Genomic DNA, 13352 nt, shown 5'->3' on the forward strand with positions numbered 1-13352 from the left:
CAAATGTGGTGATGATGGTGTAAGTTCAAGTTATTCATAATATTCTCTTAGCTATTGAGGCACGACTCATGTGTTGTGCTTGCTCTTTATACTAGTCTCATTTTAATCAAGATCACAAGAGTCTCTCTTGTATTAAAATGTAATTGCTTATATTCGTTTATCAATAAAGTTAACAGAATACGCTGCAAAGACTTGCTATTAACCTTTGATTAACACTTTATCATGTGAAAATTTTAGCGCAACCCCTAGTTGGTTCTATTTAATATTAATTCATCATATTGTCATATTTATACAGCTGACTTAACCAAAAATGAAGGGCGTTGTTGAAATATTTGTTCACAGATTATTGTTGTTGTTTAGCATTATAAAAGCGCATTAACCTTGTTATAATGCTCAGCATAAACCATTCCAATATGCAGACATAAGCGGTTGAGTAGTCAGACTTTATTTATCAAAAGCGTTCACGAATCTTTTGCCGAGCAAGGTGCTCTGGCGAAAGTCATTGACGGTTTTAAGCCACGCCAAGCGCAATTGGATATGGCCAACCATGTGGCCCGAGCCATAGAAACACAGCAACATTTGGTTGTGGAGGCAGGAACAGGTACCGGTAAAACCTTTGCTTATTTATTGCCAAGCATTCTCAGTGGTAAAAAAGTTATTGTCTCAACGGGGACCAAAAACCTGCAAGAGCAACTGTTCCATAAAGACTTGCCGGTCGTAAAAAACGCTTTGCAGTCTGGTGTTAAAGTGGCGTTATTAAAAGGCCGCTCGAACTATTTATGTTCGTTTCGTTTGGAGGAAAATTTCTCCAGTGCACCGGAGCGTCGACAAAAATCAGCGGTGACATTAGACAGCCAAGGCTTGAACGATCTGGTTAAGGTTAGAGAATGGTCAAGTCGCACCGAACGCGGTGATATTGGCGAGTTAACTGAGGTTAGTGAAGATTCGATGATTTTGCCATTGATCACTTCGACCGTCGATAACTGCCTCGGTCGTAATTGCCCTGATTATGACGCCTGTTATTTGGTTAAAGCCCGTGAAAAAGCCATCGATGCGGACTTAGTGGTGGTAAACCATCATTTATATTTTGCCGATATGGCGTTAAAAGACACCGGCTTTGGCGAGCTGATCCCAAAAGCGGATGTTGTGGTGTTTGATGAGGCGCATCAAATAGGAGACATTGCCAGCGAATATTTTGGTAAGTCATTCTCCACCCGCCAGTTACTAGAATTGGCCAGCGATTGTATGCAGCAGTATCGTGTTGAATTAACCGACGTTAAGCAACTGCTCAAAGCCAGTGAAAAACTGGCTCGCTCGGCAGGGGACTTTCGTTTACTGTTTGCCATGGATCCAAGTCGTGGCAATTGGCGCGAGCAGGTACAATACAGTCAGTTTTCTCGCGGTTTTGCCCAGCTTTATGACGATTTAAAGTTTTTATACGATGTGTTAAAAATGTGCATTTCGCGCAGCGAAGTCATTGATAACTGTTTTGAACGTTGCACTGAGTTGTTGGCCAAATATGAGGTTATGCAGGACACCCAAGCGTTTGGCATGAGCTTGTGGTACGAAACCACCCGACGTCATGTGGTCTTGCACCAAACACCGTTGTCGGTAGCGGATAAGTTTTCAGAGCACACCGACAGCAGCCAAGGAGCCTTTATTTTCACCTCGGCAACCTTGTCGGTTAATGGTGATTTTGCTCATTTTACTAAAGCTTTGGGCTTAGATAATGCGCAGCAATTGATGCTGGAAAGTCCGTTTGATTATCAGAGCCAATCAAAATTATTGGTGCCTCGTTATTTACCACAGAATAATGATCGAAATCGAGCCCAGGCCTTGGCAAATATTGCCATTCCATTAATTAATGCCAGTAAAGGTAACTGCTTTTTATTATTCACCTCTTATCGCATGTTAAATCAAGTCGCCGAGTTGTTAAGTGAAGAGATAGACAACACCTTATTAGTGCAAGGTCAAACGGCAAAATCGACCTTGCTCGATCAGTTTATTGATGATCCGCACGCGGTTTTACTGGGCACCGCCAGTTTTTGGGAAGGGGTCGATGTACGTGGAGACAGCTTAACCTGCGTATTGATTGATAAATTACCGTTTAGCGCCCCGGATGAACCGTTATTGCAGGCAAAAAGTGATGATGTTCGACGCAAAGGCGGCGACCCGTTTAAGCAAATTCAGTTACCTGAAGCGGTAATCTCCTTAAAGCAAGGGGTAGGCCGTTTGATTCGTGACGTCAGCGATAAAGGTGTTTTGGCGATTTGTGATACGCGAATTGTAAACCGTCCATATGGTGCGGTGTTTTTGGCATCACTGCCAAATATGAGCCGCACTCGTGAGCTAAATCAGGCAGTTAAATTTTTAAAATCGCTGCATCAAGATATAAAAAAGTAAGTTACAATAGCCAATATAACTAATTTTCACCCGTTTTAATAAAGAGAGAGCACACGTGAATTATCTGGCCATCGACGCCTCGACCGAAGCCGCATCTGTGGCGTTATCATTTAACGACAAAATTTATCATCGTTTTGATATGTGCCCGCAATCCCATAGTTTGTTGCTATTACCTATGGTTGATGACGTCTTAAAAGAAGCCAAGGTCAGCATCGCTGATTTGGATGGCCTTATTTTTGGTCGTGGTCCTGGCAGTTTTACCGGCGTTCGCATTGGGATTGGTGTGGCACAAGGTTTGGCATTTGCGGCGGATATACCCGTTGTCGGTGTTTCTACATTACAAGCTATGGCACAACAAGCTTATGATCATTTTTCTCACCGCAACGTATTGTCTGCTATTGATGCGCGCATGAGCGAAGCCTACGTTGGTTTGTTTCAAGTGGACGAAAACCAGCTGATGCAACCGCTGTTAAATGAAGCGGTGATGGCACCGGATTTAATTAAGGCGCATATTGACGATGTGATCAATGATGATTTGCACGGTGCTGGCAGTGCTTGGGATTCGTATCAAGACAAAATGGCCTCATTGGGAGATATTGTTGTTGATGAGAAAGTGAAGTTCCCACATGCGTTAGCGATGTTAAAGTTAGGCGCCGCGGAATTTGCCAAAGGCAATGGCGTCGATGCCGAACATGCGCAACCTGTTTATGTTCGAGACACCGTTACTTGGAAAAAGCTGCCTGGTCGCGAATAAACCAATTATGATATTTAGGAGGTGAGATGAGTCAATCAAGCAACACTACATCATCCACCTCTGTGCGCCTGTTTACCAATGTCTATTTGTTGCTTCTGCTGGCCATTGTCATCAAGTACCTACCCATCGTTTCAATTCCTTTTGAATGGTTAGAAAGCTATTTTCATGAAATAAGCCATGGCATTGCTGCCTTACTGAGCGGCGGTCATATAGTGCAAATCCAATTGTTTGCTAACGGTGCAGGCTTGTGTACCACTCGAGGTGGCAGCCCAATGTTTATCGCCTTTGCCGGCTACTTTGGCGCCGCTATTTGGGCGATGGTGATATTTTCACTGGCTAACGTGCATGACAAAATTAGTCGAGTTTTAAGTTATCTATTGGTGGCCTTGCTTGTGGCATCGATCATCTTTTGGGTGCGCGACTTTTTAACCTTATTTATCTGCCTGATTTTAGTCGGCGTATTCGCGTTGAGCATAAAAATTCAACACCTTGGTATACTTAAAGGTGTATTGCAGTTAATCGCCTTAAGTGTGGTGCTAAGTGCTATCAAGTCGCCGTTGTATTTGATGGACAACCGTGCCATTGGTGACGCCAGTGCGTTGCAGCAAATGACCATGCTGCCAGAGGTCGTATGGATCTTATTTTGGTGTGGGTTTGGCTTGTTTGCGTTATATCGTATGTTGCGCTCAGCCCATACCAGCAAACTCAAAACTAAGGCGAAAGCAGCTAAAGGAGCCGTATCATGAACTCTGTTCGTTTCATCGCCACAAGCTTACTGATTGCGTTGTTGAATACGGGGTGTGCCAACATACCTGATAGCCTAGAAGTCAACGATACAACGCGGTTGATTCCTTTTGCAGACGTTCGTGCCATGCCTCAAGGCTATATTGGCGAAACGGCACGCTGGGGCGGTATCATTGCCAGTATCGATGTCAAAGAAAATGGCACCGTATTAGAGGTGGTGTCGATGCCACTCAATTCAAACATGCGACCAAAAACAAAAAATAGCAGTGAAGGGCGATTTCGAGTCATTACCGAGGCGTTTCTTGACCCGGTTATTTACTCTGAAGGACGAAAAATAACTGCCGTTGGCGTCATTGGCGAAGGTGAAAATGACACCATCGGCGAATATGCCTATTTGTTTCCGGTGTTAAAAAGTGACCGGGTATATCTTTGGAAGAAAGTCACTAAAATCAATGTGCATACTATGCATTCTCCGTGGTGGCACTCGCCATATTACTGGCAGTATGCGCCAGTGCACCAATACCCAACTACGGTTACGGTAGAACAGCCGTAAAGCCAGTAAAAATGTTTATCGAGTGCTGTGCAATGCGATGTTAACAGCGAGAGTAACTGCGAACGCAACTGCAAAAGTAACAGCGATAACAACTACAAAACCAATCATTAAAAGAGATATTTGTGTCGACTAATAAAGCAAACAACAATAACAATCATGACATCAGCGCAATACGTTTTGACTTGCCGCAAATTAGCTTGCACGGTCTTGCGATTGGTAACCCAGATGGCAAAACCATTCTTTGTTTACATGGCTGGTTAGATAATGCCGCCAGTTTTCTGCCGCTTTTTGAGCAATTACAACAAAGCCAATCGATGTTGTTAAGCCGCTGTCGATTTATTGCCATTGATTGGCCAGGGCATGGTTTAAGCGATCACCGAGGTGGCGACGCGCATTATCATTTTGTTGATTACGTTGATGACCTATACCAATTGTTACACCATTTAAAACTGCAAAAAATAACTTTACTTGGCCACTCTATGGGCGGCATGGTGTCGACCTTATTTGCCGGCACATTTGCCGAAAAAGTAGAGCAATTGTTGCTGATTGAATCCGTTGGCCTGATCACTGAAACCGACGAGCCAGGCAAATTACTGCGCCAGGGCATTGAAAGTCGAGCCAAGCAATCGCAGAAAAATAAGACCTTGCATAAAGATATAGATAGCGCTGTTAAAGCACGCATGAATGTGTCCGATCTTGACTATGATTCAGCGCAAAAAATCGTCTCTCGTGCAACGGTTGACGTTGATGGCGGCGTGCGTTGGCGTTCAGATCCTAGACTTCGCACTGTTTCTTTGATGCGCTTCGCCTTGCCACAAGCACAACACATTGTCAGTCAGATCAGCGCACCAGTAACGCTGATAAAAGGTGACAAAGGTTTTGCCATGATTGACCAAGGTTTGACATTTTTTGGCAAAAAAATGCGCAACTTGAACACCATCACTTTCGCTGGTGGCCATCATGTACATATGCAACAAGCTCAACAACTTAGTCAACTTTTAGAGAAGATTCTGGGCTAAATTTTCGTTTTTGGACTGGTGAACAATTATCCAAACAGATGTTTTTTCTGGTCGTACCTCTTGCTTTTTCTCGCGGTTGTGGAATGATACCCCGCTAAACCAAATGTCTAGCTATCAACTATACTTGTCGGCATTATCGGAGAAAATAACCGATAAACTGTCGTTTTGACGTCACTAAAACCGACGAACTTAGGTTGATGGCAACAACAATAATAACGGGTTGCCAAGGCAAAAACCCGAGTGATCAGGAGATGGGCTGTGGAGAGAATCTGGCTTGAGAAAAGCTATCCAGCAGGGGTGCCGTTTGACATCGACGCGGATAAATACGCATCGTTAGCTGAGTTGTTTTTCAAATACACCGAACAATATGCTGACAATACCGCATTCATTAATATGGATGTGTCCATTACATATCGTGAATTACTGCAGCAAGCCAAGAGCTTTGCCAGTTATTTACAAAATCAATTGGGCATGAAAAAAGGCGATAAGCTGGCCATCATGGTACCCAATACATTGCAATACCCCATCGCGTTATTTGGTGGCTTGATTGCCGGCATCACGATCGTTAACGTTAACCCGTTGTACACCGCTCGTGAGCTTAAACACCAATTACAAGATGCTGGTGTAAAAACCATTGTCATCATTGATAACTTTGCGAAAACATTGCAAGAGGTTATTGATGATACTCCGGTTGAACATGTCATTTTAACCTCGCTTGGTGATCGTTTAGGTCTGGTGAAAGGCTTTGTCGTCAATATGGTGGTTCGTCATGTCAAAAAGATGGTACCAGCGTATAACCTTGCCAATACCATTGCGTTTAATGATGTGATCAAACAAGGCAATGCAAATCTGTTTAAAGAAACCGATGTTAACGGTGAAGACTTAGCGTTTTTACAATACACCGGCGGTACAACGGGTGTCTCAAAAGGCGCGATGTTAACCCATCGCAATATGGTCGCAAACCTAGAACAAGCCAAAGGCGCGTTAAAGCCGCTGTTAGTGCCAGGTGAAGAAACCATTGTTACAGCCTTACCGCTCTATCATATCTTTGCGTTAACGGCGAACTGCTTAACCTTCTTTACCTTGGGCGGCTGTAACCTGTTGATCACCAACCCAAGAGATATGCCGGGTTTTATTAAAGAGTTAAGCAAGTACAAATTCACCGTCGTGACTGGGGTAAATACCTTATTCAATGGTTTGTTGAACACTCCTGGTTTTAAAGACTTAGACTTTAGCAAACTTAAGGTGTCACTCGGCGGCGGCATGGCGGTGCAACGCCCTGTGGCTGAACGCTGGCAGCAAATCACTAAAACTCGCATGCTTGAAGGTTACGGCCTAACTGAGTGTGCACCTATGGTGACAACCAGCCCATACAACCTACAAGCTTACGATGGCACTATTGGTATCCCAGCACCGTCAACCTATATTCGTATTGTTGATGATGAAGGTAATGAAGTTGCCATGGGCGAGTCGGGCGAAATGCAAGTCAAAGGCCCGCAAGTGATGAAAGGCTATTACAATCGCCCAGAAGCAACCGAGGAAATTTTACAAGACGGTTGGTTGTCTACCGGTGATATTGCTTGTGTTGATGAGCGTGGTTATTTCAGAATTGTTGACCGCAAAAAAGACATGATCTTAGTCTCTGGTTTTAATGTGTTTCCAAACGAAATTGAAGAAGTGGTGGTTACTCATCCAGGGATTGATGAGTGCGCAGCTATTGGTGTGCCACATGAAGTCAGCGGTGAAATCGTGAAGATTTTTGTGACCAAAGCCGACGGTGATGTCTGTGAAAAAGATATCATTAAACACTGTAAAGCCAATCTTACCGGTTATAAAGTGCCTAAGTTGGTTGAGTTTCGTGACGAGTTACCAAAAACCAACGTCGGTAAAATACTGCGCCGCGAATTACGCTAATACAGCATAGTGGTTATTAAAAATTAACAGAGTGGCCCAGGCCACTCTTTTTATTTGCCTGTAGGTGGCAAAATTGCTCATTTTTTCGCAGTTGACAATTGCGCCCGTTCGTCCGACACTTGCCTGCAACCTATTTAATCTGAGTATATTGTGCTGTTTTCTTACATTAGCGACGAAAATGAACTCGTCCAATATTGCCAACAGGCATCCAGCAAAGACCTGGTATGTATTGATACCGAGTTTGTACGCACCCGTACCTTATTTCCAAATCTTGGTTTATTGCAAATCTATGACGGTGAGCAACTTGCCCTGATTGATCCACAAACGATTGCTGATTTGTCGCCTTTTTGGCAGTTATTGCAAAACCCTGATGTATTGAAAGTGATTCATTCATGCTCTGAAGACTTAGAAGTTTTCTTAAGAGCAGGGCAGTGTCGCCCGGTCAATATGCTCGACTCGCAAATAGCGATGGCATTTCTTGGTCATGGTTTGTCGATGGGGTATGCGGCAATGATCAAGCATTATCTTGGTTTGGAATTAGATAAAAGTGAATCGCGAACCGATTGGCTTAAACGCCCGTTAAGTCAGCGTCAGTTAGAATACGCCGCAGCCGATGTTTATCATCTCTACCAAATCTGCGATCGTGTGATCGACGAAATCAACGAAGCTGGTTTTTATCAAGCCTTGATGATGGAAAGCGAGTGGCAAGTCGAAAAGAAATTTAGCCCTATTGAGCCGCTGAAGCTGTATTTAGATAACAAATCCGCGTGGAAACTTCAGCCGCGTAACCTGGCTATTTTGCAGCATTTATTGGCTTGGCGTTATGAACAGGCGGTGCGTCGTAATTTGCCGCTAACCTTTGTTGCAAAAGACGCTACCTTGTTCACATTGGCATATAAAAATCCGAAAAGCGTTGGCGCGATGGCAAACTTTGAAGGTATTGATATTCTTGATATCCGCCATAAAGGCAAGGCCATGCTTAATGTGATGCGCAAAGTCAATGAGTTGCCAGATGACCAGTTGCCAAAGCAAATGTCTCGCTTAGACAGTTACCCTAATTACAAAAACACCTTTAAAGCGGTAAAACAAAAACTCACAGAACTGGCTGCGCAGAATAAGCTTGATATCGCCGTTGTTGCCGGTAAGCGTCAAATACATCAATTGCTTACTTGGCACTGGCAGTTGAACGAGCAAAGCGAACAAAGTGTTGAGCTGTTGCAAGGTTGGCGAGGCGAGTTGTTTGCTCAGCCAATACGTGACTTTTTACAATCTCTATAAGCCTTTTACCGTCGGGTGTTGCTGAATCTCATCAGTAACACGTTGAACCTTTGAAAAATACCTCAGTCAGAGCTATTAGCCCTTTAAGCATAAAGGGCTAGGTGATATATTGGCATTAAACCTTAAACACATTCTAAAAATTATGATTTGCGTTATATACCGCAGCTCGAAGAAAGCTGATACCTACCTTTATATTACCAAGCGAGATGATTTCTCGACCGTGCCTGAGCCATTGATGCAAATGTTTGGCACGCCAAATTTGGTTACCATGGTAAATTTAGCAAAGCGTGACAAGTTAGCATTGGCTGATATTAAAAAGGTTAAAAGTGAATTGACCGACAAGGGTTACTATTTGCAATTACCGCCACCTAAAGAAGATTTATTAAAACAACACCGCAAAGACGTGGGTGTTGAAGACAAAGATATGGAGTAATAATGATAATGAAAAAGCATCTAGCCGCATCCATACTTGCTCTGGGCAGTGTACTGGCGTTACCGCTAAGCGCACAAACCGCTGCAGAGCCGCATTCCAGCAAGAAGATGACTTTCGAACAGTATATTGAAGGTTTAAAACAAGAAGCCCGTGAAAAAGGCTTTAGTGAGCAACTCATAGCTTCAAGTTTTGCCGATGTTAGCTACCACAAACGCGCCGTTAAAGCGGATCGTAATCAGCCGGAAGTGGTCGAAACTTTAGAAACCTATTTGCCAAAACGGGTACCTGATTGGAAGGTAAACAAAGCCAAAGATATGATGAAAAAATATCATAAAGAACTGACGGCTGTTGGCAAGCAATACGGTGTGCAACCGCGGTTTATCGTCAGTCTTTGGGCGTTAGAGTCTAACTTCGGAAAAATCACAGGTAATTTTGACGTGATTTCGGCGTTATCAACCATGGCCTATGACGGTCGCCGTGAAGCGTTTTTCAAAAGCCAAGTATTTGATGCATTGACTATCTTACAACAAGGTCACATCCAAAAAGCTGATATGAAAGGTTCATGGGCTGGCGCTATGGGGCATAACCAATTTATGCCAAGCTCGTTTTTATCTTTTGCCGCCGATGGTGATGGCGATGGTAAAAAAGACATCTGGAATAATACCGCAGACGTGTTTGCATCAATTGCCAATTATTTAAGCCAGGTTGGTTGGAACAATGACATTACCTGGGCACGTCAGGTTAAGTTACCACAAGGTTTTGATAACTCGCTTGCCATACCGCAACGCACCGGTGGTCGTAAACCGTGGTTACAACATTGGAGCCGCACTGAGATGTCGTTAAGTGATTGGCAAAAAGTTGGTGTACGTCGTTATGATGGCAGTGATTTACCTAACGTTGATATGAAAGCAGCCCTAGTATTCCCTGATGGCGAGCAAGGCCGTGCCTACTTAGCCTATGATAACTACAAAAGTTTGATGCATTGGAATACGTCCTATTACTTTGTGACTTCGGTCGGGCACTTGGCTGATCGCATTAAATTCAGTCGCTAACACGCAAATCATCATTCAATCTACGCCATAACCGTGTCTGCAACGTGGTTATGGCGTACACTTTATATAGCCCTCCCATTGTATAAGAGTCCAAACGCCAGTGAGTAAAAAATCCAAAAAACGGCCAATGCACAAAGCATCAAGCAGTAAAGCCGCGAGTCGCAATGCAACGTCAGATACAGAGCCATTTTGGTTGCATAAATCACTAGAGCAAATGAGCGAACAAGAATGGGAGTCGCTATGTGATGGCTGTGGAAAATGCTGCTTGCATAAAATCATTGAAGAAGAGCATGACGAGGATGCCGATTTACCCGATGAGGGCTTGCAGGCACCAACGGATTATATTCGTGAAGGCGAAGAAATGTTGTATACCAATGTGGTGTGTCATTTATTAAACGACAAAAGTTGCACCTGCACCCGTTACAGCGAGCGCACCAAACTGGTCCCAGATTGCGTTAAGCTTACCCAAAAAAACTTAAGTGATATCTTTTTTATGCCGCAAAGCTGCGCTTATCGACGCTTACAAGAAGGTCGAGGATTGCCATCGTGGCATCCATTACTTAACAAAGGCAAAAAATCGGCAATGCACCAAGCGGGTATGTCGGTGCGCGGCAAAGTGATCAAAGACGACCAAGTCAATATGCAAAACTACGATCAGTATGTTGTCAGCTGGCCGGTTGATGATATCGACTAACGCTATGTCCCACGCCGTTAACCGTTTATATCGCTACCGCAAATCCATCAGCACCCGTGAGTTTCGCGCGAGAGGGGCAAAGGTACCTCGTTGCGAGACCTGCCGTTTGCATCAAGATTATTGTATTTGTTCGTTACGTAAGCTGAGCAACAGCAATATCGCAACAGCGTTGCTGATGCATGACGATGAAGTACTTAAACCAAGTAACACCGGCCGCCTCATTGCCGATGTGATTGACAATACCCATGCTTTTTTGTGGCAACGACAAGACATTGATGCAAGTCTTGATGCCTTGCTTAAAGACAACCGCTATCAGCCGTTTGTGGTCTTTCCCAAAGCCTACGCGATGCCAGAGCAAACCGTATATGAACGTGCGGTTGAGAAAAAAAATGGCAAGATACCACTATTGATTTTTATTGATGCAACTTGGCGCCAAGCCCGCAAAATGTATCGAAAAAGTTCATATTTACATGATTTACCCATGATAAGTTTGGATTTAACGGTGCATGATGACACCGGAAAAGGCTCACGTTACCAATTGCGCAAAGCGGTCATTGATGGTCAATTGGCTACCGCTGAAGTCGCAGCACATGTCTTGACGCTGTTTGGCGAAAGCGTCAACGCACAACATTTGCATCTATGGTTTGATGTGTTTACCTACCGTTATCAAAAAGGGGTGAAACAAAATAATAAGGGCGATCCTTTAGCGGTTGAGCGCTACCTCGATTTTATTGCTAAGCAACAACTCGAACAGAACTCCTAATAAGGTAATAATCAGAGCATCAATCAGAGTATCAAATAGGGCTCTAAACGAGAGCGGGTCAGACTAGAGCCGTCCAGATTAGGCAACCGAAAATAACTAAATGCTTGACTTTATTGTTGTATTTGTTGAAAGTGAATTTATCTTCCCGTGCAAATAAATCGTGGACACATTATGAGTCATTCTCCTTTTCCTGCCGTTAATAAAATTCCTAATCATATTGCCCGTTTGGCGCTGTTGCCAATAGCGATATTTAGCGCTGCAACCTTAGCGGTAGAAGATGACGTATATTTGGCTGAGCTGACAAACAATACGGTTAGCAGTGTCATCAATGTCACTAACCGACCAGGGTATGACAATCAACCGCATTTTTCTGAAGATGGTAAGGCATTATTGTTTACCTCCATGTATCCGGTGAGTGACAAGCTAACCGATAAAGACGCTGAAAAAGTGCAAACCGACAGCATGCGCTATCAAATCGACAGCGCCGCGATCAGCAATTTAACCAACTCTTCAGCCAGTGAATATTCGCCTACGATTACCCCTGATGGTAAGCATTTTTCCGTAATACGAGTTGGCAATGATGGCCGTCAACTGTTGCACCGTTACCCATATAAGAGCGCCGCCGATAACGCTGAATTGCAAGGCGAAACCATTCTTAAAGATGTATTCGATGTCGGCTATCACGTGTGGCTAAATCAGGACGAATTATTGTTGTTTGTACTTGGTGAGCCGATGATGTTGCAACGTGCCTCTGTTGAAACTGGCAAGACGGCTATGATTGATACCGATATCGGTCGTACCTTGCGTGCGCTGCCAGAGACAGTCGCGTCAACGCCACAGTTTAGTTACACCAAGGCCAAAAGCGACCGCTGGCAATTAAAGGTTTATCAAGCTGATACAAAAACAGTGACCGAACATAGCATGCTACCGGGTCACAACATGTATTATGCTTGGCACCCAGATGGCAGCTTGCTTTCAGCCAGCGAGGCCAAAGTGATGGTCAATCGCCAATGGCAGCACAAGGATGAATGGCAGTTGTTTGCTGACTTTGGCGAGCAGTGTCAAGGCAATATTACTCGCATGGTGGTCAGTGATGATAGCTCTAAATTAGCGTTCGTTTGTTCTGTACCTGCAGCTAAGCCTAAAAAGTAAACGCAATATTTAAAATAATAAAAAGGTTAATTATGAAAAACTTTAAACTACTCGTTACTGCTGCGGTTCTTGCCGTTAGTGTAAGTGATGTTGTTAATGCAAAAAATGATAAGCACAAAGACTTGCCACCTGGCTTAAAGAAAAAGGCTGAACGAGGCCAAGCATTACCACCTGGCTGGCAAAAGAAGCTCGAAGTAGGCCAAGTGGTCGATGAGGTTGTCTACAACCAAGGTAAGGTTGTGGCGCGAGAAGACAATGGTGTGATCACAATCAGCGTTGAAGGCGAAGTATTTAAGGTGATTGAGAATACTCGAGAGATCGTCGAAATACTGAGCTCATAACCCATTAAACCCAATGCAGCACACACCAATGTTGCTGCTACGCATTCCCTGCTTATATAGAAGAGCAGGGAATAATAAAAGAATCGAACTATGTCAGGCATCACCTAACTGCAACAGCTGTTAAGCACCATGTCGCCCAAGCTACAAGACGATGAGTTGTACTTTGTAAGGTATTTGGCGATTTATGTGACTATGCTGCTTTGTAGCTTTCATGGGGAGAGAGGTATTGTGATTTCTTCGCTTATGGTTAAC

Annotated in this window: 13 protein-coding genes; all 13 read left to right on the plus strand. The window is 43.9% G+C overall.

Annotated features, from left to right (window positions below; genetic code table 11):
• The first annotated feature begins 429 nt into the window (after positions 1-429).
• Positions 430-2403, plus strand: coding sequence for an ATP-dependent DNA helicase (locus HII16_RS09550; RefSeq protein WP_248289568.1), 1974 nt, complete (start codon positions 430-432; stop codon positions 2401-2403).
• Between the two features lie 55 nt (positions 2404-2458).
• Positions 2459-3157, plus strand: a complete 699-nt coding sequence (gene tsaB / locus HII16_RS09555) for a tRNA (adenosine(37)-N6)-threonylcarbamoyltransferase complex dimerization subunit type 1 TsaB (protein WP_169129621.1) — start codon at positions 2459-2461, stop codon at positions 3155-3157.
• A gap of 26 nt (positions 3158-3183) precedes the next feature.
• Positions 3184-3903 carry a M50 family metallopeptidase gene (locus HII16_RS09560; protein WP_169129623.1) on the plus strand — a complete coding sequence of 240 codons (720 nt, stop codon included), beginning with the start codon at positions 3184-3186 and terminating at the stop codon, positions 3901-3903.
• Entirely contained in the window at positions 3900-4454 is a 555-nt protein-coding gene (locus HII16_RS09565; RefSeq protein ID WP_169129625.1) for a Slp family lipoprotein, read from the plus strand. The genes HII16_RS09560 and HII16_RS09565 overlap by 4 nt, the downstream gene beginning before the upstream one ends.
• A gap of 122 nt (positions 4455-4576) precedes the next feature.
• On the plus strand, positions 4577-5473 hold the full coding sequence (locus tag HII16_RS09570) for an alpha/beta hydrolase (protein ID WP_169129627.1): 897 nt from the start codon (positions 4577-4579) through the stop codon (positions 5471-5473).
• A 258-nt stretch (positions 5474-5731) separates the two neighbouring features.
• Positions 5732-7387 carry a long-chain-fatty-acid--CoA ligase FadD gene (gene fadD, locus HII16_RS09575; protein WP_169129629.1) on the plus strand — a complete coding sequence of 552 codons (1656 nt, stop codon included), beginning with the start codon at positions 5732-5734 and terminating at the stop codon, positions 7385-7387.
• A gap of 150 nt (positions 7388-7537) precedes the next feature.
• Positions 7538-8665: a ribonuclease D gene (rnd, locus tag HII16_RS09580; protein WP_169129631.1), complete on the plus strand. Its 1128-nt coding sequence runs from the start codon at positions 7538-7540 to the stop codon at positions 8663-8665.
• A gap of 142 nt (positions 8666-8807) precedes the next feature.
• On the plus strand, positions 8808-9098 hold the full coding sequence (locus HII16_RS09585; protein WP_135437324.1) for a YcgL domain-containing protein: 291 nt from the start codon (positions 8808-8810) through the stop codon (positions 9096-9098).
• Positions 9099-9106: 8 nt separating this feature from the next.
• Entirely contained in the window at positions 9107-10150 is a 1044-nt protein-coding gene (locus HII16_RS09590) for a lytic murein transglycosylase (protein ID WP_169129633.1), read from the plus strand.
• 214 nt (positions 10151-10364) lie between these two features.
• Complete coding sequence (locus tag HII16_RS09595; RefSeq protein WP_282434738.1) at positions 10365-10844, plus strand: YcgN family cysteine cluster protein; 480 nt, start codon at positions 10365-10367, stop codon at positions 10842-10844.
• Positions 10831-11607: a DTW domain-containing protein gene (locus HII16_RS09600; RefSeq protein ID WP_248289569.1), complete on the plus strand. Its 777-nt coding sequence runs from the start codon at positions 10831-10833 to the stop codon at positions 11605-11607. The genes HII16_RS09595 and HII16_RS09600 overlap by 14 nt, the downstream gene beginning before the upstream one ends.
• Positions 11608-11778: 171 nt before the next feature.
• On the plus strand, positions 11779-12759 hold the full coding sequence (locus tag HII16_RS09605) for a PD40 domain-containing protein (protein ID WP_169129635.1): 981 nt from the start codon (positions 11779-11781) through the stop codon (positions 12757-12759).
• 32 nt (positions 12760-12791) lie between these two features.
• Positions 12792-13100, plus strand: a complete 309-nt coding sequence (locus HII16_RS09610) for a hypothetical protein (RefSeq protein WP_169129637.1) — start codon at positions 12792-12794, stop codon at positions 13098-13100.
• The last annotated feature ends 252 nt before the right edge of the window (positions 13101-13352 follow it).

This window comes from Thalassotalea sp. Y01 (genome assembly GCF_012932945.1).
Taxonomy (GTDB): domain Bacteria; phylum Pseudomonadota; class Gammaproteobacteria; order Enterobacterales; family Alteromonadaceae; genus Thalassotalea_A.